This window comes from Pseudomonas sp. ASL8 (assembly GCF_056680355.1).
Map to the genome: position 1 here is coordinate 2,705,740 of NZ_CM155278.1, position 23,790 is coordinate 2,729,529.

General features: G+C 58.3%; 17 protein-coding genes. 8 read left to right on the forward strand and 9 right to left on the reverse strand.

The annotated features are described in order from the left end of the window. Positions 1 to 84: 84 nt before the first annotated feature. Positions 85 to 477: a protease inhibitor I42 family protein gene (locus AC1MEA_RS12375; RefSeq protein ID WP_480918004.1), complete on the reverse strand. Its 393-nt coding sequence runs from the start codon at positions 475 to 477 to the stop codon at positions 85 to 87. 163 nt (positions 478 to 640) lie between these two features. Continuing rightward, positions 641 to 3,031 carry an endopeptidase La gene (gene lon, locus AC1MEA_RS12380; protein WP_480918135.1) on the reverse strand — a complete coding sequence of 797 codons (2,391 nt, stop codon included), beginning with the start codon at positions 3,029 to 3,031 and terminating at the stop codon, positions 641 to 643. Between the two features lie 288 nt (positions 3,032 to 3,319). Here lon and AC1MEA_RS12385 point away from each other — a divergent pair, with 288 nt between their 5' ends. From AC1MEA_RS12385 to AC1MEA_RS12400, 4 genes are read left to right on the forward strand one after another with little or no spacing between them, the layout of a single operon-like run. Then, positions 3,320 to 4,003, forward strand: coding sequence for a methylamine utilization protein (locus tag AC1MEA_RS12385; RefSeq protein ID WP_449634642.1), 684 nt, complete (start codon positions 3,320 to 3,322; stop codon positions 4,001 to 4,003). Further along, entirely contained in the window at positions 4,000 to 6,354 is a 2,355-nt protein-coding gene (locus AC1MEA_RS12390; RefSeq protein WP_480918005.1) for a bifunctional diguanylate cyclase/phosphodiesterase, read from the forward strand. Before AC1MEA_RS12385 ends, AC1MEA_RS12390 begins: the two co-directional genes overlap by 4 nt. Before the next feature lie 3 nt (positions 6,355 to 6,357). After that, a complete protein-coding gene (locus tag AC1MEA_RS12395; RefSeq protein ID WP_219062089.1) occupies positions 6,358 to 7,221 on the forward strand; it encodes a DUF3034 family protein in 864 nt (287 codons plus the stop codon). Then, positions 7,221 to 7,655, forward strand: a complete 435-nt coding sequence (locus AC1MEA_RS12400; RefSeq protein ID WP_449634692.1) for a group I truncated hemoglobin — start codon at positions 7,221 to 7,223, stop codon at positions 7,653 to 7,655. Before AC1MEA_RS12395 ends, AC1MEA_RS12400 begins: the two co-directional genes overlap by 1 nt. A 69-nt stretch (positions 7,656 to 7,724) precedes the next feature. Here the strand turns inward: AC1MEA_RS12400 and AC1MEA_RS12405 are convergent, their stop codons facing one another. Next, the gene (locus AC1MEA_RS12405) at positions 7,725 to 10,163 is read right to left on the reverse strand and encodes a glucose/quinate/shikimate family membrane-bound PQQ-dependent dehydrogenase (RefSeq protein ID WP_480918006.1); all 2,439 of its coding nucleotides are present in this window, start codon (positions 10,161 to 10,163) and stop codon (positions 7,725 to 7,727) included. 492 nt (positions 10,164 to 10,655) lie between these two features. Here AC1MEA_RS12405 and AC1MEA_RS12410 point away from each other — a divergent pair, with 492 nt between their 5' ends. Next, the gene (locus tag AC1MEA_RS12410; RefSeq protein ID WP_219062087.1) at positions 10,656 to 10,883 is read left to right on the forward strand and encodes a VF530 family protein; all 228 of its coding nucleotides are present in this window, start codon (positions 10,656 to 10,658) and stop codon (positions 10,881 to 10,883) included. Between the two features lie 30 nt (positions 10,884 to 10,913). Next, positions 10,914 to 11,576 carry a Pr6Pr family membrane protein gene (locus AC1MEA_RS12415; RefSeq protein ID WP_449634646.1) on the forward strand — a complete coding sequence of 221 codons (663 nt, stop codon included), beginning with the start codon at positions 10,914 to 10,916 and terminating at the stop codon, positions 11,574 to 11,576. Between the two features lie 55 nt (positions 11,577 to 11,631). Here AC1MEA_RS12415 and AC1MEA_RS12420 read toward each other — a convergent pair whose 3' ends face one another. The 3 genes from AC1MEA_RS12420 to AC1MEA_RS12430 form a co-directional block, all read right to left on the reverse strand. Then, complete coding sequence (locus tag AC1MEA_RS12420) at positions 11,632 to 12,402, reverse strand: siderophore-interacting protein (protein ID WP_480918007.1); 771 nt, start codon at positions 12,400 to 12,402, stop codon at positions 11,632 to 11,634. After that, a complete protein-coding gene (locus tag AC1MEA_RS12425; RefSeq protein WP_219062084.1) occupies positions 12,402 to 12,989 on the reverse strand; it encodes a PadR family transcriptional regulator in 588 nt (195 codons plus the stop codon). Before AC1MEA_RS12425 ends, AC1MEA_RS12420 begins: the two co-directional genes overlap by 1 nt. 78 nt (positions 12,990 to 13,067) lie before the next feature. Next, positions 13,068 to 16,193 (reverse strand): transglycosylase domain-containing protein, encoded by a 3,126-nt coding sequence (locus tag AC1MEA_RS12430; protein ID WP_480918008.1) that lies wholly within the window; start codon positions 16,191 to 16,193, stop codon positions 13,068 to 13,070. 532 nt (positions 16,194 to 16,725) lie between these two features. On the opposite strand from AC1MEA_RS12430, the gene AC1MEA_RS12435 reads away from it, so the two are divergent. Further along, positions 16,726 to 18,144 (forward strand): amino acid permease, encoded by a 1,419-nt coding sequence (locus AC1MEA_RS12435; protein ID WP_480918009.1) that lies wholly within the window; start codon positions 16,726 to 16,728, stop codon positions 18,142 to 18,144. 151 nt (positions 18,145 to 18,295) lie between these two features. Here AC1MEA_RS12435 and AC1MEA_RS12440 read toward each other — a convergent pair whose 3' ends face one another. Together AC1MEA_RS12440 and AC1MEA_RS12445 are read right to left on the reverse strand one after the other, a co-directional pair. Continuing rightward, positions 18,296 to 18,967: a hypothetical protein gene (locus tag AC1MEA_RS12440; RefSeq protein ID WP_480918010.1), complete on the reverse strand. Its 672-nt coding sequence runs from the start codon at positions 18,965 to 18,967 to the stop codon at positions 18,296 to 18,298. Positions 18,968 to 19,082: 115 nt separating this feature from the next. Further along, complete coding sequence (locus AC1MEA_RS12445) at positions 19,083 to 20,210, reverse strand: OpgC domain-containing protein (RefSeq protein WP_480918011.1); 1,128 nt, start codon at positions 20,208 to 20,210, stop codon at positions 19,083 to 19,085. A gap of 243 nt (positions 20,211 to 20,453) precedes the next feature. On the opposite strand from AC1MEA_RS12445, the gene AC1MEA_RS12450 reads away from it, so the two are divergent. Then, complete coding sequence (locus AC1MEA_RS12450) at positions 20,454 to 22,046, forward strand: glycosyltransferase family 39 protein (RefSeq protein WP_480918012.1); 1,593 nt, start codon at positions 20,454 to 20,456, stop codon at positions 22,044 to 22,046. A 66-nt stretch (positions 22,047 to 22,112) separates the two neighbouring features. On the opposite strand, the gene AC1MEA_RS12455 is transcribed toward AC1MEA_RS12450, so the two are convergent. Beyond that, positions 22,113 to 23,729, reverse strand: coding sequence for an FMN-binding glutamate synthase family protein (locus tag AC1MEA_RS12455; RefSeq protein ID WP_480918013.1), 1,617 nt, complete (start codon positions 23,727 to 23,729; stop codon positions 22,113 to 22,115). Positions 23,730 to 23,790 lie beyond the last annotated feature (61 nt).

The window sequence follows — 23,790 nt, forward strand, 5'->3', positions numbered from 1 at the left end:
CATTTTAGCCAGTTTGCGCTCAGGATGCGATGTGTCCTGTCAGACGGGTCGCATCAGGGCCTTCGCTAATGTCGGCGCTGACCCTCAGTTAACCGAGATCGCACAATTGAACGTCTCAACAGGCGCCACTTCAGGCGCCCACGGCTGTTGATACATCATCAATAGCTGCCCATCTCCGGCGTTGGCAGCCTGATAGCGCCATACCGATTGCCCGGCGCTCCCCACAAGCCCTACCTCTTCCGGGTTGCTATAAACCTCCGGCCCCAGGCTGCGCAGCACGCCCGGCGCAGGGGACTGCACCTTCCAGCGATAACCTGTAGTGGGTGTGCTGGGCAGGGTCAGGATCAAGGTTTGCCCGGTTTTCAGCTTCAACGGGCACTGGCTTTGCTTTTCAACGGAGACGATTTGCCGTGGTTGTTGCGCACAGGCAGCAAGCAGGACAAGGCTCAGCGGGACGAGCAGGCGGACAGCAGTCATGGAGGCTCCAGTCGTATACAACGAACAAGGAGCATAACTGAAGATGGGGGAGATGCTAAGGCAGGGGCGTTCATGACGCCGCCTCGCCAACACGTGGGTTCCTACAGAGGGTCACGATTCTCTGTAGGAACCCACGTGTTGGCGAAAGGTGTGACGCGGTCTCTTAGAACAACACCTTCGCCACGTCGGCAAAGCGTTTGGCGAAGTGTACGGTGATGCCTTCCTTGAGGTAGTCGGGCAGTTCTTCGAAGTTGCCACGGTTTGGCTCAGGCAAAATCAGTTCGTGGATCTTCTGTCGACGCGCCGCGATGACCTTTTCCCGCACGCCACCAATCGGCAGTACATGCCCGGTCAGTGTCAGTTCTCCGGTCATGGCCACGCCTTTTTTCGGCGCTTGATTGCGGGCCAGGGACAGCAAGGCGCTGGCCATGGTCACCCCGGCGCTTGGGCCGTCTTTAGGCGTCGCGCCTTCGGGCACATGCACGTGCACGAAAGCCTCGTCGAAGAAACGCGGATCGCCACCGAATTGCGCCAGGTTCGCGCTGATGTAGCTGTAGGCGATTTCCGCCGACTCTTTCATCACGTCCCCCAGTTGCCCGGTGAGTTTGAAGCCGCGGTTAAGCGTGTGGATTCGGGTCGCCTCGATCGGCAATGTGGCGCCGCCCATGCTGGTCCACGCCAGACCGGTAATGACGCCGGTGCCTGACAGCACTTGTTCGTTACGAAATACCGGCATGCCCAGCGAGGCTTCCAGGTCTTTGGGCGCGATCTTGATCACCGCTTTCGGCTCATCCAGCAGCTTGACCACGGACTTGCGCACCAGCTTGCCCAGTTGTTTCTCCAACTGCCGGACCCCGGCTTCACGGGCATATCCATCGATGACGGCCCGCAGCGCAGTGTCACTGATGGACAGGCTGCTCTTGGCCACACCCGCCTTTTCCAACTGCTTAGGCCACAGGTGGCGTTTGGCGATGGCGACCTTTTCTTCGGTGATATAGCCAGACAGGCGAATCACTTCCATTCGGTCGATCAATGGGCCAGGGATTGAATCCAGGGTGTTGGCGGTGCAGATGAACAGGACTTTCGACAGGTCCAGACGCAGGTCCAGGTAGTGATCGAGGAATTCTACGTTCTGTTCCGGGTCGAGGGTTTCCAGCAGCGCCGAGGCGGGGTCGCCCTGGTAGCTCTGGCCCATCTTGTCGATCTCATCGAGCATGATCACCGGGTTCATCACTTCGACGTCTTTGAGCGCCTGGACCAGTTTGCCCGGTTGCGCGCCGATGTACGTGCGACGGTGGCCCTTGATCTCAGCCTCGTCGCGCATACCGCCGACGCTGAACCGATAGAACGGCCGACCCAGTGATTCGGCAATCGAGCGGCCCACGCTGGTTTTGCCCACGCCCGGCGGACCGACCAGTAAGACGATGGAGCCGCTGATCTCACCCTTGTAAGCGCCAACCGCGAGGAACTCGAGGATCCGGCTCTTGATGTCATCCAGGCCCGCATGGTGCTGATCCAGCACTTTGCGCGCGTGCTTCAGGTCGAGCTTGTCCTTGCCGTAAACGCCCCACGGCACCGAACTGGCCCAATCCAGATAGTTGCGCGTCACCGCGTATTCCGGTGAGCCGGTTTCCAGTATCGAGAGCTTGTTGATTTCTTCGTCAATTCGTTTGCGAGCCTGAGGCGGCAGGGTTTTGCCCTCCAGGCGCTGCTCGAACTGCTCGATGTCAGCGCTGCGATCATCCTTGCTCAACCCCAGCTCTTGCTGGATCACTTTGAGCTGCTCTTTAAGGAAGAATTCGCGTTGGTGTTCACCGATCTTGCGGTTCACTTCAGCGGAGATTTCTTTCTGCAGACGTGCGACTTCGACTTCCTTGCGCAGCATAGGCAGGACTTTGCCCATGCGTTTGAGCATGGGGACGCAATCGAGGACTTCTTGCAGTTCGACGCCGGTGGCCGAGGTCAGCGCCGCAGCGAAATCGGTGAGCGGCGACGGATCGTTAGGGCTGAAGCGGTTCAGATAGTTTTTCAGCTCTTCGCTGTACAGGGGGTTGAGCGGCAGCAGTTCCTTGATCGCGTTGATCAGGGCCATGCCATAGGCCTTGACCTCGTCGGTCGTCTCATTGGGTTGATGCGGGTACTCGACTTCCACCAGATACGGCGGGCGATGGTGCTTGAGCCAGGTACGAATACGTACCCGACTCAGACCCTGGGCCACGAATTGCAGTTTGCCGTTCTCGCGGCTGGCGTGGTGGACCTTTACCAGCGTGCCGTATTCAGGCAGGGCATTGGTGTCGAAATGGCGGGGGTCGTCGGGGGGCGTGTCCATGAAAAACAGCGCCAGTGAATGATGGTCCGACTTGCTGACCAACTCCAGAGTCTCGGCCCAGGGCTCTTCGTTGACAATCACTGGCAGCACTTGAGCCGGGAAGAACGGGCGGTTGTGGATCGGGATGATGTAGACCTTGTCCGGGAGGTTTTGCCCCGGAAGGGCCAGGCTGGTGTTGGTCGATCCCTGGTTTATGTTGTGCTCGGCAGTAACGTCATCTGACAAATTTTGTGAGTCTGCTTGCTGGTCGCTCATGGGGCACCTGCACAATTGAACATGGGGTTTAGATGGGGCGCAGCAGCAAGGGTTTCAATGGCGAGTACAAATAGATTCGGTCGAGCTTGGGTTGCCGTGCCATGTGTCGATAATCTTGGGTAATCCTGTCAGAATGATGGCCAAGGGCCTTCGTTGCGCGCGACTTTCTCCCTGTCGCCAACTAATAAGGGTACGCCGCATGTTGTTGCCAAGGCTGGCGCACTTTAATCGGCTCTACCGTTACAAGTGGGAGACAGTATGTCTAACGTTCTACCTTCGGCTGTTCTAGCGAGTGCTCTTGCGGGGCTGTCGGTATTTTTCAGTGTATGGGCGTCGGCGGCGACTCTTGACGCCGTTATCGTCGACCAACAGGGCAAACCGTTGGACGATGCGGTGCTGACCCTGCAAGGGCCCTTGGGTAAGCCATTTGTTGCACCAAAAGCAGATATGGACCAGCGTGACAAACAGTTCGCGCCGTATGTGTTGGCAGTCCATACCGGTACCCAGATTGCTTTCCCCAACAGCGATAACATTCGCCATCAGGTTTACTCTTTCTCCCCCACTAAACGTTTTGAATTGCGTTTATACGAAGGCACGCCCTCGCAGCCGGTGTTGTTCGACAAGCCCGGCGTGGTGGTGCTCGGCTGCAATATCCATGACTGGATGCTGGGTTACGTCTATGTCACTGATGACCCGTGGTTCGCGGTCAGCGATGATGATGGCAGCCTGAAACTCGACCAATTGCCCGTCGGGCGCTACAGAGTGACCCTGTGGCATCCGCAATCTGTTGATATGCAGCCACAATCCGGTGGTGAAATCGACGTGCAGGCCACAGGCATTCAACAGCGTTTCAGCCTGATCGTGCGACCCAAAGCGCGGGACATGCCTTCTCCGGTGCCCAGTGAGTTCGGCGAGGCCTTTCATAAAGCAGCGTACGAATGAAACTGCGCGGTAGTTTTCAGGCGCGCATCGCCTGCGTGCTGATCCTCCTGCCCCTTGTGGTAGTGGGCGCTGTGTATTTTTCGGTTAAAGCTGCAACGAACGGCGCGGTACACACTCAGGCTGAGGAACAATTGAAAGTCGGCACACGGGTGTTCGAGCGGCTGCTGGAGATCCGTGGTCGGCAGTTGCGTGACGGCGTGCAACTGCTGGCGGCGGATTTCGGCTTTCGCGATGCGGTGGCCAGCGGTGAATCTGCGACCATTCGCTCGGTGTTGCGCAACCATGGCGCGCGGATCAATGCCAGTGACATGTTCCTGCTCAGCATGGATGGCAAGGTCATGGCCAGTACCGTGGCCCAAGTGCCTGAGGGCAGCCAGTTCCGCTACGACACAGCGCTGCGCGAGGCCCGGCGCAAGAATCAAACGATGTTGATCGTCCCGGCGCAAGGCAAACCGCATCTTCTGGTGGAAAGCACCGTGCTAGCGCCGTTGCCGATCGGTCGCGTGGTCATGGGTTTTGCGATGGACAGTGGTTTTGCCCAGGAACTACGCTCGCTGAGCGGGCTGGAAGTGTCCTTCCTCGCGGTTGAAAATCAGCAGCCGGGGAAAATGGTCAGTACTCAGCCGGATTCGCTGTATGCCAGCCTGAACGCGCTCATGCTTGATCCCTCTCAGGATCGGCATATGCGCATGACGGAACACCAGAGCGCGCGTTTCCTCAGTCAGTCATTGTTGGTCAACACCGGGGATGGCAGTGACGGGCAAGTGATTGCTTTGCTGCAAAGCCCGCTCGATAAGGCCATGCAGGCCTTTGCTCCGCTCGACGAGAAACTCTTCTGGATCGCCCTTGCGGCGTTGCTGGCTTCATTGGTTGGCGCGCTGTTGCTGGCGCGAAGTGTCTCGTTGCCGGTGCGTGCCTTGGCACGGGCGGCCGAGCGCATTGGCGAGGGTGATTATCAGACCCCCGTGGCCCTGAAGCGCAGCGATGAATTGGGGTTGCTGGCCAGTGCATTCAACTCGATGCAGAGCGGCATCGCCGAACGCGAGCAGCAATTGGCGCACAACGCGCTGCATGACGCCCTCACCGGTTTGCCCAACAGGGCGCTGGCGATGGAGCGCCTGGGCAGTGCAATTGCGGCAGAGCGTTCGGTGGCGCTGTTGTACCTGGGCATCGATAACTATCGGGCCATCAACGAAAGCTGTGGTGTTGAAGGTGTCGATCAGATGCTGCAACAGGCCGGTGCACGGTTGCAGGCGGCGTTGCGTCCGGGCGATACCGTGGCTCGGCTGACGGCCAACGAATTTTTGCTGTTGTTGGAAAATACCGGCAGCGATGGCGCGGTGGCCATGGCCGATACCCTGCAACAGTTGTTGATCGAACCACAGAAGATAGGCGGCCACGAGATTACGCTGGACTGCTGCGTCGGCATCGCGGCGTATCCCACCGACGGCGACGCGCCGCAGGAATTGCTCAGTCGCGCCGCTATCGCCAGGCAAGATGCCGCGCAATTGCCTGGGCGTTTGCAGGTTTATCAGCAGGGTCGCGACGTGGCTCACCAGCGCCAGATTCGTTTGATTCGTGACCTGCGCCATGCAGCGGCCAATAACGAGTTGGTTCTGCATTATCAGCCCAAGCTGGATATTCGTCTGGGGCGGGTACGTCAGGCCGAAGCGCTGTTACGTTGGCAGCATCCTCAGTTGGGTCTGGTTTCGCCCGCAGAATTCATCGAGTTGGCCGAGCGCACCGGCAGCATTCAGTTGCTGACCAACTGGGTCATTGAAGACACCATGCGCCAGATTGCCGAGTGGTCCGGGCGTGGGTTGCAGCTACAGGTGTCGCTGAACATTTCGGCCGAAGACCTGCTCAGCCATGATTTGGTTGACCGTGTGTCTGTGTTGCTCAAGCAATACCGTGTCCCTGCCGAACAACTGATCTTCGAGATCACGGAAAGCGCGGTCATGCGTGAACCGGAACATGCGCTTGACGTTCTGCACCGTCTGCGCGAATGCGGCATCAGCCTTTCAATTGATGACTTCGGGACGGGTTATTCGTCGCTGGCGCACCTCAAGCGGTTGCCGGTTCAGGAATTGAAAATCGACCAGTCGTTTGTGCGCGACCTCGATGAAACCAGTGAAGACGCCGTGATCGTGCGTTCCACCATTGAGATGAGCCATAACCTTGGCCTGAAAGTGGTCGCCGAAGGCGTCGAGTACGCGCGCAGCCTGCGCCTGCTTGAGCGCTGGCAGTGCGACACGGCGCAGGGTTATCTGATCAGCCGGCCATTGACGGCCGCTGCGTTTGAAGCCTGGATCGCCCAACCCCTACCTTCCTCCAGCCTGATGGTCCATTGATTTATGCCGCGTCGTTTTTTCCTGTTACTGGGGTGTTTACTGGGGTTATTCGAACAAACTGTTCTGGCTGATCAGGGCCGGTTGATCGCCACCGGAGGTGCCAGCAGTCTTGAGGGCGCGTCCGGTGGAGGGATTACCCCGTGGGCGGTGCTGGCGGGTTATGGCGAGCAAGGCGAGTGGGGCGGTAATGTGTTCGCCACGCATGTCGATCTGCCGGACTACAGGCTGGATGTAGTGGGCCTGGCCGTTGCGTTCGATAATCGCGTCGAGGTGTCTTTTGCACGCCAGCGTCTGGACCTGGGTTCGCTGGTCAGCAAGTTTCACCTGCCCGAGGACAGCCTAAGTCAGGACATTGTCGGAGTGAAAGTCAGGCTGTTCGGTGACGTGATCTACGACCGTCTGCCGCAGGTGTCCCTGGGGCTGGAATACAAGCACCAGAACGATTTCCTGATCCCCAGCCTGGTCGGCGCCAAGCGTGATCAGGACACCGAGGGTTACTTGACCGCCAGTCGTTTGTTCATGGGCGGGGCCTTTGGCTACAACCTGCTGATCAACGGAGGGTTGCGCTACAGCCGGGCCAACGAGCTGGGGCTGCTTGGCTTCGGTGGTGATCGACGCGACACCCGCAGCGTGCTTAAGGAGGGCTCGGTGGCCGTGCTGTTCAACCCGCGTTGGGCGTTGGGCATGGAGTACCGCGAGAAGCCGGACAACCTGTCGTTCTCCGGCGAGAGCGATTGGTCGGACCTGTTCATCGGTTATTTTCCGAACAAACACCTGTCGGTCGTGCTGGCTTATGCGCGGCTCGGCGAGATTGCTACGCTGGACAATCAGAACGGTACTTACCTGTCGGTACAGGGGAGCTTTTGATCATGCGCCTGTTACCGTGGATTTTGATCACCGCTCTGGCTGGCTGTGCGCAACACTCCGCCCCGCCAGTCGAGAATGACCCGAGCCTGTACAACGCGCTGGGGCAGCGCGCAGGCATTCAGCAGATCGTGGAAGGCATGCTGATCAACGTCGCTCATGACAAGCGCATCGTCGAGCATTTCAAAAAGGTCGATATCGTGCGCTTGCGCGACAAACTGGTTGAACAGTTCTGTGTCAAAGCGGGCGGCCCTTGCCGCTACACCGGCGACCCCATGCCAGAGGTCCACAAAGGTCAGCATGTGTCCCGCAGTGATTTCAACGCGCTGGTTGAAGACTTGATCGACGCCATGGACGCACAGGGCATTTCAGTCCCGACGCAGAATCGCTTGATCGCAACGTTAGCGCCCCTGCGTGGGGATGTGATCGAGAAGTAAGGCTGATCAGCGCTGCAAAAAAGGCGGCTACCTTTCGGTAGCCGCCTTTTTCATTGGGTCATTGCATTATCAGTCCGGCAGTTTGAACGCCAGGATGTAATCGCCTTGTTTGGTGCCCAGTGAACCGTGACCGCCCGCCATGACCAGCACGTACTGTTTTCCGTCCTTGCCGGTGTAGGTCATCGGTGTGGTCTGGGCGCCTGCTGGCAGGCGACCTTCCCACAGCTGCTTGCCGTTACGAACATCGTAGGCGCGCAGGTACTGGTCGAGGGTGCCGCTCAGGAACGCCACGCCACCCTTGGTGACAAACGTGCCGCCCAGGCTAGGTACGCCCATGGTCAACGGGATTGGCACTGGCGCACTGTCACGCACAGTGCCGTTCTGGTGTTTCCAGATCGTGGTGTGATTGGTCAGGTCCACGGCTGCGACGTAACCCCAGGCTGGCGCTTGGCAAGGCAGGCCCATCGGCGACAGCATCGCTTCGAGGATCACCCCATAAGGCGCGCCTTTGTTGGGTTGTACGCCTTGGGTTTCGCTTTTACGGCCCGGGCCACCTTCAACTTCTGCTGCGGGAACCAGTTTGGATTTGAAGGCCATGTAGCTTGGGTTTACGAACGCGATCTGACGCACCGGATCAACCGAGATGCCCCCCCAGTCGAACACGCCGAAATTGCCTGGATAGACGATCGAACCTTGCAGCGATGGCGGAGTGAAAGGGCCGTCATAGCGCAGGGATTTGAAGTCGATCCGGCACAGCATCTGATCGAACGGCGTCACGCCCCACATGTCGCGCTCTTTCAGGGGCGGCGGCATGAAGTTCAGGTCAGACTTGGGCTGGGTCGGCGATGTGTGATCGCCGGCAACCGCGCCTTGTGGTACCGGGATTTCGTTGATGGGCACGATCGGTTGACCGTTGCTGCGGTCCAGCACGTAGATGCTGCCCTGCTTGGTCGATGCCAGGACAGCTTGTTTCATGCCATCCGCGGTTTTCATGTCCATCAGCGTCGGCTGACCGCCGACGTCCATGTCCCACAAATCGTGATGGGTGAACTGGAAGTTCCAGCGTACGTGGCCGGTAGCGATGTCCAGCGCGACGAGGCCGGCGCTGTACTTCTCTGATTCAGGGGTGCGATTGCCGCCCCACTGGTCAGGCATCTGGTTACCCATCGGCAGATAAAGCATGCCGAGCTTTTCGTCGACGCTGAACATCGACCACATGTTGGGAGAGTTGCGGGTGTAGGTTTTGCCCGGAGCAATCGGTGTGGTGTCGTTCGGATTGCCGCTGTCCCAATTCCAGACCAGACGACCGGTGTGCACGTCGAACGCGCGAATCACCCCGGACGGCTCATCGGTGGAGAGGTTGTCAGTGACGTGACCACCGATGACAACCAGATTTTGGGTCACGGCAGGCGGCGAGGTGGAGTAGTAGCCACCTGGCGTGAAGGCACCGATGTTGGCGCCCAGATCAATCGAGCCGTTAACACCGAAGTCTTCGCACGGCTTGCCGGTGTCGGCGTTCAGCGCGATCAGACGGGTGTCCGCGGTTGGCAGTAACAGGCGACGTGGGCACGCGTTGGTGCTGGTCGCCGCTGTTGCTGCTGGCGCAGGGCTTCGCGCAGGCACTGCCGACGGCGCCGGAGCGGGGGTCGCAGCGTAAGCGGCATCATCGTGATACGACACGCCACGGCAGGTCATGTGCGCCCAACCCTTGAAGTTTGCCGCTTTCTGCGTGCTGATCTTTGGGTCGAAACGCCAGATTTCCTTGCCGGTGTCCGGGTCCAGCGCGATCACCTGGCTATGCGGCGTGCACACGTAGAGCAACCCGTTGACCTTGAGCGGGGTGTTCTCGGCCGTGGTTTCCCCCGGATCGTTCGGCCCAGGGATATCCCCTGTGCGATAGGTCCAGGCAGGCACCAGCTTGCCCGCGTTTTCAGGGGTGATCTGCGCCAGCGGCGAATAGCGATCACCGAACGCGGTGCGCCCATAGGATTGCCAATCACCGTCGGGCATGGCCGGGGCGGTGTTGGTGGTGCCTGCGGTCTCGCGGTCCAGTTGGCCTTTGATCTCACCAGGGTGGGTGAACTGGCTGGCCAACGCTGTAAGACCGGCCAGCACCACAGCGATGCTTAATGCGCCGGTGGCCATGGGTGCGGGTTGCCCACGCAGCAGCGGACGACGAAACCACGGCAGCAAAAGCACGATGCCCAACGCGAACCACAGCGCCAGACGCGGCACCAGTTGCCACCAATCCAGGCCCACTTCCCACAGTGCCCAGAGCGTGCTGGCGAGCAGAAGCAGCGCGTACAGGCCTAGCGCGGCACGGCGTGCGGCGATGAGCAACACGCCAGTCAGGGCAAAGCCGATACCGGCCAGCAGGTAGTACAGCGAGCCGCCCAGCAGCGTCAGCTTGATACCTCCTGCCAACATGACCAGGCCCATCAGCAGCAACACCAGACCGAGCAATGTCGGTAACAGGCGTGTTCTGCTTAAAGCACCATCAGTGCTCATAATGTGTTTCTCCAGGACGATTAAGGGGGGTGTCGCTTGGTGCGTAACGTCTGTTTGTGAGCCTAGTCCAGTCACATGCATGCGCATTGAAACCACTGATTTTGGCGACTGGATGCGTTCCGTCGGCGGGGGGCGCAGTCAGGATTTGACGGGGTTATTTCATAGGCAGCTATCGATGCTCAGAGTTCAGGCCTCTGTGCCCAACATGAGATGTATTCGTTGATGAATCGATTCAGCAATGATTTGTAATGATAGAGACCTGAGCCCATAAGCGAAAGGAAAGGATGCGCCAAGGCTTGTTGCGGATTCAGCAACAGTGAAAGGCAGGCAGCGCAGCGCAGGTGAAGGGGTTATTTCCTACAACTTCTATCGGTGTTTGTCTGATGCCAATCTGATGCCTCGGCACGCTAAGCTCTTCCCGCTACGGGGAGGCTCGGCTAAGGTGCGCACCTTACGGGGCAAACCCCGCTTAAATCAGCTCGAAGGCCTGGTATGACGACATCCAACAACAATCCTCTGCATGGCGTAACGCTGGAGCAGATCCTCACCGCGCTGGTGGCGCACTACGAATGGTCGGGATTGGCGGAGCGTATTGATATTCGTTGTTTCAAAAGCGATCCGAGCATCAAGTCCAGCCTGACGTTTCTGCGCAAGACCCCGTGGGCGCGGGAGAAGGTCGAAGGTTTGTACGTGAAGCTGGCACGCAGCAAAGGCTGGTGAGGTTGCCGACACCCAAGGATGATTAAAACGATGCACAGCGAACACTCGCAACAGTCGCAAGGACAGCGCAGCTTCATCATCATTGCAGCACTGCTGGGATGGTCGGCATTGGCTATCCAGTTGTATCTGATTTTTTTCGCGCGGTGGGCGGATCAAGCGAGTCTGCTCGGTGGGCTGGTGAGGTTCTTCAGTTTTTTTACCATACTCACGAACACCTTGGTGGCGAGTGCCCTGACCTGCGCGGTCGTTAGGAGAAGCGATGGTGTTCATCGCTTTTTCCGAACCCCTTGGGTGTGCAGCGGCATTGCCGCCAGCATTGTGCTGGTGGGCCTTGCTTACAACGTGCTCCTGCGCCATTTGTGGCAGCCCCAGGGCTGGCAATGGATCGCGGACGAATTGCTGCACGACATCATGCCGCTGCTGTTTCTGGTGTATTGGTGGCTATACGTCCAGAAAGGGGTATTGCGCTTGAGCCACGTGCTGCTGTGGGCGATTTACCCGCTGGTGTATTTCGCTTACGTGCTGTTGCGGGGGGATTTGATTGGCGACTACATGTACCCCTTTATTGATATCGGCACCCTCGGTTATGCCAAGGCCTTTATCAATGCAGGTGGCGTGTTGGCAGGGTTTGTCATGGTCTCGTTGGTGCTGGTCGGGCTGGACAGGGTCAAGGGCCGCAACGCCAGAGGATGAAGGAATGCGGTCTGTTCAAGACCGCATCGCCGGTACCTCCTGTTGCGAAGCACCTTCAACCGTTGTCGGCCTCATTCAGGCGCCAGTAACCGACCGTTTTTACCAGGCTTTCGTCCAGGCCAAACTCATTCAGCAATACACGACGAACCTTGCGTGACAATGCCGCTTCAGTTGCCACCCAGGCGTATAGCTTGCCTTCCGGCATTTCCAGCCTGCGGGTGACCTCCACCAGATCCTGCTCGCCCCGCACAATCCAGATCACGTCGACCTGAGCCTGGCTGTGCAACGTCTGCTGTTCGGACGAGTCGGCGATCTCGACCACCACCAGCGCACTGCGGTTGGCCGGCAGGCTTTCTACACGGCGGGCAATGGCGGGGAGGGCGGTTTCATCGCCGATCAGCAAGTAGCTGTCGAAAATGTCCGGGACGATCATCGAGCCCCGTGGGCCGGCGATGTACAGCGATTGCCCCGGTTTGGCCTGCGCTGCCCACGTGGCGGCAGGACCCTCGCCGTGGAGGACGAAATCGATGTCCAGCTCGCCGGCCTCTGCGTCATAGCGGCGGGGCGTGTAGTCGCGCATCGCCGGGCTTGGGCCATCGCTTGGGGCGCCGGGGACAAAGGTCTCGAGTGCTGCCTGCTCTTCGGCCGTTTGCGCGAAGATCAGTTTGACGTGGTCGTCGGTGCCTTGGCTGACAAAGCCCTGCAGTTGCGGCCCGCCCAAGGTGATGCGGCGCATCCGGGGTGTCAGGTCGATGACGCGCAGCACCTCCAGCTTGCGGCGTTTGATGTCATGGCTGACGCGGTGAATGGTCTGTTGCGAACTCATCAAGACTTCTCCGGGGGGCGGACAGGGCCATCAACGATGGCTTTGGCGGTGTCGTTCAGCAGGGTGCTCACGCGCAGGATTTCTGCAGCATTCCAGCGCCCGTGATGCAGTTGCAGTGCATGCCGCAGGTTGTGCACGGCTTCATGGATTTGCGGTGGCCGATCATGTCCGCGCAAGGCGCGCTTACTGACGTCGATGCGCGTGCGCACACCCTCCAGCGCGATGGCCTGTTCCGTCAGCGACTGCTCGCCGATCCGGGTCACGACGTAGTGTTTTTTCCCGCCCTGAGCGTCGCCGAGGATCATTTCGCTTTCTTCAAGAAAGGTCAGCGTCGGGTAGATCACCCCCGGGCTTGGGCTGTAGGCACCGTCAAACATGCCTTCGATCTGGCGGATCAAGTCATAGCCGTGGCTGGGTTGTTCGGCGATCAACGCGAGCAGCAGTAATTTCAGGTCGCCGGGGGCAAAGACACGCGGGCCGCGTCCTCCGCGCTCACGGCCGGGACGTTTTTCGAAACCGTCGCGACCGTCACCGTGATCGCGGTGGTCTCGATGGGCATGGTGAGTGGGGTCACTGGGTTCACTCATTTCTCTCTCTCCTGCGTAAGTTAGATATACCTTAAGATATATCTAACTTTGAGTGCAAGAGATAAAAGAGAACTATTCTTATTGAGTGCTGGCCTGCAATGGTACGGGCGGTGCGTTACAGGCGGTGTGGCTGCCCGGCACGAGATAGGGGTTAAGGATCGGCGCCATGCCTTTGAGTACCTGCACGGGCAACGCTGACGTGAACTTGAAGGCTTCAGACGCGCGACCAGGTACGAATGCCGTCAGCGTCCCGAAGTGATTGGCTCCGATGTAGAACACAAACGTCGCCGTGCGGTTGATTGACCGCGACCCGAGGATTCGGCCTCTGGCGCCAATGCTCTCGATCCGGTTGTCACCGGTCCCGGTTTTGCCGCCCATGGCCAGCACGGTGCCGTCTTCGAGTTTGAAGCTGCCCTGCACACGCCGCGCCGTGCCGGCATCCACCACTTGCGACAGCGCTTCACGCATGGCCGTCGCGACCTCGACCGGGAGCACACGCTTACCCAGATTGGGGTTATTCGCCAACTGCGTTTCGTAGGGTGTCCCGGCAGCAAAGTGCAGGCTGTCGACACGCAGTACGGGCAGGCGGATACCGTCGTTCTGAATGATCCCGATCAACTCGGCCAATGCTGCCGGACGGTCCCCCGAACTGCCAATGGCGGTCGCCAGTGACGGCACCAGGTGATCGAACGGATAACCCAGTCGTTGCCAGCGGCTGTGAATATCGAGGAACGCTTCGATCTCCATCATCGTGCGAATCCGGCTGTCACGAGCGCTTTTGTGCCGACTTTTGAACAGCCAGCTATACACCTCTTGACGCTCGTTTTGACTGGCAACAAGTGCCTCGTTGAACTTCGCCTGCGGGTGTTGCAGCAAGTAGCCCACCAGCCACATATCCAGTGGGTGAACCTTGGCGATATACCCTTGATCGGGCAGGTTGTACGCGCCCGGCCCGTAGTTTTGATACAGCTCGCCGAGGCGCTTTTCGGTCAACTTGTCGACCGCCGCTTTGTCATCGGCCAGGTGCGCGCGAACGAAAGCGTTAAACGCGCTCTGATCGGCATTGGGCAATAAGTAACGGTGCACGGCAGCCAGGCGAATCGCCGTGGGGTGCATGCCGTCGAGGAAAGTATCCAGCCGGTCCTGGGTGGACTTGTTCTTGTAGCGCTTCCAGAAGCGCAGAAGAAACACCGTGCCCTCGCGGTCGGCAAACTGGCTCAGGTATTCCTGACGTCTGGGGTCATTGTCATCCTTGAGCAACAGGGCGCTGCTGTTGGCCGACTGGTAGATGCTGTAACGCACCACGTCGCGCATCAAACGTATGAACGGCAGGTTGATGGACTCACGTATCGCATCGCGCAAGCTTGGGCTCCGGCCATTGTCCTCTTTGCGAAAGTTATTGAAGTGATGCATCCCGCCGCCGGTGAAAAAACTTTCGCCGGGGCTGGCGGAGTACTGCCGATCCAGCGCTGCGGCGAGCATCTTCGACAGGTCTTGATCCTTGTTCTGCATCAGGTAATCGAGGGCCCAGCGGGTTAGCCGATCCTGGTCTTCGACCGGGACTTTTTTCAGTTCGGAGGGCATTTTTCCGGCGTAGCGTTGATGCAGCTCAGACATGATTTCCAGGTAGGTGGTCAGCACCCGCATTTTTGCAGTTGAGCCCAGTTCCAGCTTGCTGCCCTCGTTGATGTCGAACGGTTGGTCGGTGCTGTCGGTCTGCACCCGCACCCGAGAACCCTCCGGGTCGCGTTCGAACAAGGTGAAGCTGTAACGCACCTCCTGGGTGCTGGTCGGCGTCAGCAAATGCTCGCCGATCAAGCCCATTTTTGTGGCGAAGGCCGGGTCTGCCAGGTTCCGCAGGTATTGACTGACGCTGGTTTGCAACTCGCCTTGCAAGGTACTGGTCGCCGCCAGATCCAGACGGTCGAGGTCATACAGAGGGCGATTGAGCAGAGTCGACAGGCGACTGCGGGCGACACTGATGCCCTTGTTGGTTTCGATGGGCTGAAGGGTCGGTTGCTGGGCCCAGTCACGATAAGTCACAGCGCTGGCCAACGCCGCATTCGACAGCGCCTGGTCAATGACATTGTTCTGCGCCAGCAGGCGGATATGGCTGTCAGTCAGTTGCGCCAACTCTTCGCGACCTCGGGCCAGATAATGCGAAGGCCGACGTTGGGCGATCACCAGTGACAACGCCTGACGCAACGCCAGACCGCGTTCAGCGAGGCTTTTTGGGTCGCTGGCAGTGTCAGTCAGTTGTTGATTGACCTTGTCGAAGTCCGCGCCATACCAGACGCGTAACCCCTCAGCCAGGCCATGCACTTCACCATGCCCAGGCACGGCGGACAGCGGGACACTGTTGAGGTAATCACGAACCACGCGTTGCCGTGCCTCCAATGTCTGCGGGCCATCTTGATAGGCACGGACGCTGGCGGAAATCATCTGCCGCAGCTTCTCGGCACCGGACTGGGTCAAGCCATCGGGTGAATGGCGATACTTTTCCAGTTGCGTGGCGAGGGTACTGCCGCCCGCGGATTGGCCGGGCAGGGCGAAAAGCTTGGCGACCTGGGAGAACGCGGCCTTGGCAAAGCGCGGCCAGTCGACCGCAGGGTTGGCCAAGGGTTGTTGCGGGTCAAGCAGGTCGCGGTTCTCGATAAACAGCAAACTGTGCACCACCATGGGCGGGATCGCCGCAAAGCTGGGGTAGAGCTGCTGCGGATAACGGAACTGATAGAGCGGAGCTCCCTGGCAATCAGTAATCGACAACCCGGCCTGAATTTTCTCTTGATAGGGCACGAAGAAACCGCGCTGGCTATAGGCGAGCAGGTCGGGAGAGAACCGGGTTTGCTGGGTCACTAGATAATCGCGCTTGAGCAGGCGCGGCAGAAACTCATCCAGCGCCGAATACCCCAGACGTCGATCAAACGGGCCCTCGCCGGGGTACATGATCGAGTTGCTGGGACCGGGCTGCATCGAATAACTGAGCGTGGCGGCAAAGCGGCTGAACTCCCGGGCTTGCAGTTTGGAACTGCGGGTTTCGGCAGATATGGCAAGCCCTAGAGCGGCCAACCCTATCAGCGACAGCAACCAGAACAGACGCCAGCCATACCGTTTACGGCGTGGACGTTTAGGCAGGGGAGCGTCATCAGGACCGTCAGCAGGAACCACGGTCTTCTTTGAATCGGAATGCCACAAAGCGCCCATAGTCGATTGGCCCGGTTAAGCGTGTTAATCGCACCTGTCACAAGCTTAGACGCTGGTCGCGATTGATGAAAACTTTGTAAGACGCATGTAGGAAAAATCCCTTAAAACCCACTGCTCGATATCGAGGCGCCAGCAGTGCGTCAGGTCGGGGCGGGTGGGCGATGGAAACCCTCTTTGCGTACCTGATGGATTAAAACCCTATGGCAGAATATTTCCCTCTTCTAAAGCCGTTTTGGCCGTGAATTATCGCCAAATAAAAGTGTTTATATAGTGAAAGCCACTAGCTGTGGGTTTTTATACTGCGCGACCATTGCGAGAGTGTGTGCCTGACCCTTTTCGATGGATGCTCTTTTTTGAGGCGCAGTGCGCACGTTTTTTGTGCGAGGTTCGCCTCCGATTTCAGTAGGACTATTCGCGCATGACGGGCTCACTCATAAGGATGAACCTGATAATGCGACGCGCAGGCTTACCCGCCAGTGCTTTGAATCGTCGACTGACTCCATATCCAATAACAATACGAGGTTGTAAATTTATGCCAGTCGGCAAACACACTTTGCACACAGAGACCGCTCAAGGCGGGCCTCTGAAACGAGAGTTGGGCGAGCGCCACATCCGCCTGATGGCTCTAGGTGCCTGTATTGGTGTCGGTCTGTTTCTCGGTTCTGCCAAAGCCATCGAGATGGCCGGGCCCGCGATCATGCTGTCGTACATCATCGGCGGCCTGGCCATCCTGGTGATCATGCGCGCCCTCGGCGAAATGGCCGTGCACAACCCGGTCGCCGGCTCCTTCAGCCGCTACGCACAAGACTATCTCGGCCCCTTGGCGGGCTTCCTTACCGGTTGGAACTACTGGTTCTTGTGGCTGGTAACCTGCGTTGCGGAAATCACCGCTGTGGCCGTTTACATGGGCGTCTGGTTTCCCGAGGTCCCGCGCTGGATCTGGGCGTTGGCGGCACTGATCAGCATGGGCTCCATCAACCTGATCGCCGTCAAAGCCTTCGGTGAATTCGAGTTCTGGTTCGCCCTGATCAAAATCGTCACCATCATCGCCATGGTCGTCGGCGGTATCGGTGTCATCGCCTTTGGTTTCGGCAATGACGGTGTCGCGCTGGGCGTTGCCAACCTGTGGAGCCACGGCGGCTTCATGCCCCACGGCGTGCAAGGCATCCTGATGTCACTGCAAATGGTGATGTTCGCCTACCTCGGCGTTGAAATGATCGGTCTGACCGCCGGTGAAGCGAAGAACCCGCAGAAAACCATTCCCAGCGCCATCGGCTCGGTATTCTGGCGGATTCTGTTGTTCTACGTTGGCGCGCTGTTTGTGATCCTGTCGATCTACCCGTGGAACGAAATCGGCACCCAGGGCAGCCCTTTCGTGATGACCTTCGAGCGTCTGGGAATCAAGACCGCCGCCGGCATCATCAACTTCGTGGTCATCACTGCGGCACTGTCGTCCTGCAACGGCGGTATCTTCAGCACCGGACGCATGCTCTACAGCCTGGCGCAGAACGGCCAGGCACCGCGTGGCTTCGCCCAAACCTCGAGCAACGGCGTACCGCGTCGTGCACTGCTGCTGTCGATTTTCGCCTTGTTGATCGGCGTATTCCTCAATTACCTGGTGCCGGAAAAAGTCTTCGTCTGGGTAACGGCCATCGCGACCTTCGGTGCGATCTGGACCTGGACCATGATCCTGCTGGCGCAACTCAAGTTCCGCCGTGGCCTGAGCAAAACCGAGCGCGACCAACTGAAATTCCGCATGTGGCTATGGCCGCTCAGCTCCTATCTGGCGCTGGCGTTCCTGATCCTGGTGGTAGGCCTGATGGCTTACTTCGAAGAAACCCGCATCGCGTTGTATGTCGGGCCAGCGTTCCTGATACTGCTGACGGTACTGTTCTACGTATTCAAACTGGCGCCGAAAAACGAAGCAGTGGGTGCTGCACGTACGGCGTAATAATACAGCTTGAAACGCAAGAGCCCTGGTCAGTTCACATTATGATCAGGGCTTTTTTATACGCCTCACGGTCTCCCCTATTATGAGGCGCGAGGATGTCTAGGCTTTGATGCTGATAAGTTTTTGCTGCGAAGGGGTAACAGCCAATGAGTCAGTTGTTGATGGGTATGTGTTTTTTTTTCTTTGAGCTGGACAGTAACTCTTGATAGTTGATAAGTGCGCTGAAGTTTTCTTTTGTCAGCTTGCCTGCGCCGTCCTTGTCTTTATAGTAACTGGCGAGCGTCACTAGCGAGTTAGCGTGTCTGTTGATAGCCGAGACTAAGGGTTTGAATAAATTTATGGCTTCTAAAAGCTGGGGTTTTTCTTGCGATGTGAGCGTTTCTTTAAAGTCGATAATTTGGAGTCTGGTTTCTTTGTCCAGCGTGAAACTGAACTCTTTTTTCGATAACTCAGGATTCGATAAGCTGAGTGTTTTTCTGAACGCGAGGAGTTCGGATCTGACGCTTTCCAGCTCCAGCTCGGCATTCCATCTCACATTCCATGTGTCGAACGCGCGGCATGTCCAGCAGCATTCTTTTTCTGTCAGTGGGACCATATGGGTTCCCCAAGGATCGGTCCCCCTCGTGTAGACCTCTGAAAGTTGGTCTTCCGACACGGTGACAGGGAAACAGCTTTTCGGCCAAAGCGCCTCTAGGCTATACATCCTGGGGCGCTTCATTGCCGCTAGATCTTCCGGACAACTCCAATTTTCAGGCAGCGGTTGCAGTGGTTCCTCAACCGCCTGATATCCCCCCACCCAAACGCCAGTACCTTTGATTTCCATCATCCTTCCCTCTCTGATTCGTTCACTCTCCTTGCATAACGACCCACCTTCAAAAAACTTGGCCTGATAAACCCGTAGGAAACTTCCGAGAGTGCGTTTCAGTGAGACGGCGTTCTCAAACTGCCGCCACCCGGCCCGGCGTCCCCAGCCGTTTATTCAATTCCAACCCGCTCGCCATGAGCATCATCAAGGCCAAACCCAGCAGCGCGGTAGACACTTGCATCGGCCAGGTATCGCCAGCGAGTGCGTTGGCCATGTCGGCCAGCGGCGCGAGCAGGACGCTGAGGCAGAAGACTTCCAGGGAATAGCGGCCCATGCGGCAGGTTTGCTGGGCAGGCCAGTTGTTTAGCCATGCGTGCCCCGTCGGCAGGCATTTTGCGGTGCAGTAGGCCAGCGCCAGGAAGTGCACCAGGCGCACCGGCGAGAGGTCGGTTTTGCTGATCGGGTACAGCAGGTTGGAGATGGCTTTGGGTACCAACATGTCGTGCAGCCCCGGCCATTTCCACGACAGGGTAATCAGCCCGGAGATCACCACGTAGGTCGCGCAGATGATGAACAACGGTTGCTGCTTCAGCGGGCGTGGTTGCTGGACGCTCGGTCGTTGCCCACGAATCGCGCAGGCGCCGCCGAGGACGAACAGCAGTTGCCAGGCCACGGGGTTGAAGTACCAGACGCCGCCTTCATACGCCGACAGATTCCAGCCAGACAGCGGCACCATCAGGTACAACGCAACGGACAGGCCGACCACGTATTCGGTCCGGCGCAGCATCCAGGGCAGGATCAGTGGCAAGGCCAGCAACAGCAGAATGTAGAGCGGCAACGGGTCAGTCAGGTTGGGTTTGAAGCGCAGCAGTAGCTCATCGGCCAAGGCTTGTTGCGGGTTTCTGACGAAGTAGCCCAAGCCCATCTCCTGGATCATGTCGCGGGTTTCGACATGATTGTTGGCGACGAACACGATGCCCATCAGCAGGGTCAACAGGAAAATATGCACCACATACAGTACCCACGCCCGCCGCAGAATGCGGACGCAGGCGACGACAAACCCGTCGCGCAGGGCGATGCGCCCATAGGCCAGTACTGCCGCGTAACCGGCGAGGAACACGAAGATCTCCGCCGCGTCGCTGAAGCCGAAGTTGCGCACCGTGAGTTGGGCGAAGGGGTTGCCAGGCACGTGATCCCAGAAAATGAAGATCAGCGCCAGACCTCGAAAGAAGTCGATTCGAGGATCGCGTCCGTTAGTCATGCCGGCGGGCTCTTGAGCGGGTATTCAATAAGGAGGTGTGCGCGGCCTTAGAGGTTCCATGCCGCACATCGGCCGCGCGCAGGGTGGCGTCATTGGTGAATAAATGCAAAAACAGGCTATTACTTAATGTCTCGGGAGCATGGGGGCTGCAGCGGTGGAACCTTAGGCAATGGTCACAGTCTGCAGGGTATGCAGTGCTCAGGATCAGTCTGGAAGCTTAAGCGCAAGTCGGGGGAAATTCGCATGATGGAGCTACTTCAGCCCCAAAAAAGGACGAGTGCTGAACGTGTTGCATGGTTTTTTCGGGAGCGCTGGGTGCTGCTGCCCATCCTGGCCCTTGCGGCCTTGGTGCGCTTTTATGACATGACCGGGCCGGCCATCTGGTACGACGAAGCCGCCAGCGTGCTGATGAGTGAGTTTTCGCTCCCTCTCATTTGGTCTCACACCACATACGATGTCCATCCGCCTCTGTACTACCTGCTGCTGCATGGGTGGACGGCTGCATTTGGCAACGGGGTTTTTGCGCTTCGGGCCATGAGTGTGTTGGCGGGTGGGGTGACCGTTGGGTTGGGTGTCTGGCTGGTGAGGTTGATTGCAACGCGTCGAGCCGCAATGTTGGCCGGGCTGCTTCTGGCACTTCTGCCTATTGCCGTGCGTTACAGCCAAGAGGTGCGGATGTACGCACTTCAGGGGGCCTGGCTGATGGGGGCGACAATTGCCCTGATTTACTGGATTAAACATCCGCAGCAGCATCGATACCTGATCGTCTACACGTTGTTAATGACCGCGGGGCTTTATACCCACTATTTCGCGGGTCTGTGTGTGGTCTCGCATTGGCTCTATCTGCTGTTGCTACGTTTCCAGCCCTCACGTACATGCCACCTTATTACACGACCTGCCTGGTGGATCGCCAACGCTGCCGTGGTGGTTCTTTACTTGCCTTGGGTCCCTCATTTAATCAATCAATTGTCGCTGACCGGGGAAGTGGGCTGGATACCACCTGTCACGGTCTTCAGCGTGCCTTCCATTATCTGGGAATCGTTAACGCTCAATGATGGGAGGGACCTGCCCTGGCCGATATTTATTGCCCTTCCTGTGTGGATGTTGCTGGCTTCCGGATGGAGTGTCCTGCGCGACAAGGGGACCTACAAACTTCATGCATTACTGGCCATCTACACCTTTGTACCAATAGGAGTGGTGTTTTTAATTTCGTTTAAACACTCATTCTTTGTGCCCCGTTATTTCATGTTCGCTGTGATTGGGTTGCCGCTGATGTTGGCCATCGCACTTGATCGGCTGGCGCATCGGTATCGAACGCTTGCCATCGTATGCCTGACAGTTTTAGTCGGTGGAGAGGGGGTAGGGCTCTACAACGTTTATACCCAGACGAATAAATTGAATGACACGGTCAATCAGCCAAACAATCAGATCGACAGGACGACCGATTACATTAATCAACACTTCGCTACAGGTGACCGCATCGTGGTAAACGATATTTACTGGTACTTGAGTGTTGCCTACTACAACAAAACCGGGACGAATCCGTTGCTCTACACCCCGCCGTTGTCAACGGGGGAGTCCGGACGTCCGGGCGAACAGGCCGAAGGTGCTTTGCTGTATCAAGATGCAGACGCGCTGTATGTCGACAACCTCGGCTCACTGCCTTCCGAGACAAAGCGGGTGTGGGTCGTGCAGGGCAGTGAGCCGGACGAAGCCATGACCGTCCCGAAAAACTGGCTGCCCGTCAGTGCATTGACCACGGGCGACACGCAAGTCTGGCTTTATGCCGTCTGCACAACGGCCGTGTGTGGGCCGTTGAGAGCAGCCAGTAACTAAGTGCAGTGTTAGTAACGTTGAGCCCCGACCATCGTTCCTCGTCGGGGCTCAACGCATTAGTCTGCCTCAGGCTGCGGCAGTGTTGGGCTCAAAACTGTCGGCTCGCGCCATCTGCCACATGTTCGAGTAGAACTCGCCATCCACTTCGCCCGTCAGCAATTCGCCGGGTTTGAGGAATACGTGGGACTGGGAGAACAGTTTGATCTCTGTGGCGGACATCCGTCGAACCAGATGCTTGGCCTCAAGCTGCGAAGGATGATCAAGGCCGGCGGCAGCCAGCATTTCGGCCAATGCCTTAAGCGTGCTGCGGTGGAAGTTGAACACCCGCTGCGCTTTGTCTGGCACCACCAGTGCCCGTTGACGTAATGCGTCCTGGGTGGCAACGCCGGTCGGGCATTTGTTGGTGTGGCAGCTTTGCGATTGAATGCAGCCAATCGCAAACATGAAGCCGCGTGCCGAGTTGGCCCAGTCGGCGCCAATCGCCAGCACGCTGGCGATGTCGAACGCGCTGACAATTTTGCCGCTGGCGCCCAGCTTGATTTTGTCCCGCAGGTTCAGGCCGACCAGGGTGTTGTGCACGAACAGCAGGCCTTCACGCATCGGCACGCCCATGTGGTCGGTGAACTCCACCGGCGCGGCGCCAGTGCCGCCCTCTTTGCCGTCGATCACGATGAAGTCCGGAAGGATACCGGTCTCGAGCATGGCTTTGGCAATGCCCATGAACTCCCACGGATGGCCCAGGCAAAACTTGAAGCCCACGGGTTTGCCACCGGACAGCTCGCGCAGTTGAGCAATGAAGTGCATCAGTTCGCAAGGAGTCGAAAATGCGCTGTGCCGGGAGGGTGAGATGCAATCTTCGCCCATCATGATGCCGCGGGTTTCAGCGATTTCCTTGGTCACTTTGCCTTTGGGCAAGATGCCGCCGTGCCCCGGTTTGGCGCCTTGGCTCATCTTGATTTCAATCATCCGCACCTGCGGATCCTTTGCCTGCGCGGCGAAACGCACCGGGTCGAAACGCCCATCCGATGTCCGGCAGCCGAAGTAACCGCTGCCCAGTTCCCATGTCAAATCGCCGCCGTTTTCCCGGTGATACGGGCTGATGCTGCCTTCGCCGGTGTCGTGGGCGAAGTTACCGAGTTTGGCGCCCTGATTCAGCGCACGAATCGCATTGGCGCTAAGCGAACCGAAGCTCATCGCCGAGATGTTGAAGACCGAGGCCGAGTACGGTTGTTTGCACTGCGGACCGCCGACCAGCACGCGAAAGGCATGGGGGTCGCTCAACGGTGCCGGGCGCATCGAGTGACCGATGAATTCGAAACCGGTCTGGTAGACATCGATCAGCGTGCCGAAAGGCTTGTCCGCCGTTTCATTTTTGGCGCGCGAATACACCAATGAACGCTGGGCCCGAGAGAAGGGCAGGGCGTCGCTGTCGGACTCCAGCAGGTACTGGCGGATCTCCGGGCGGATGCCTTCAACCAGGTAACGGATGTTGCCCAGGATCGGGTAATTGCGGCGTATCGCGTGCGGGGTCTGCAGCAGATCGCCGATACCAATCAGGCTGAGTACGCCGGCGACCAAGGTGAATGGCCAGAGCCACTCGTGGTGCCAGAACGGAATGCTGGCGAAGGTGAAACATACGCAAAACACAAAAAAAGCGTAACGACTGAGGAGGGACAGGCTCATGCGGAATCCTGGGGCTTTATGACGGTTAATGACGAAAACGCTGGCGCTGTTCCGCGCCTAT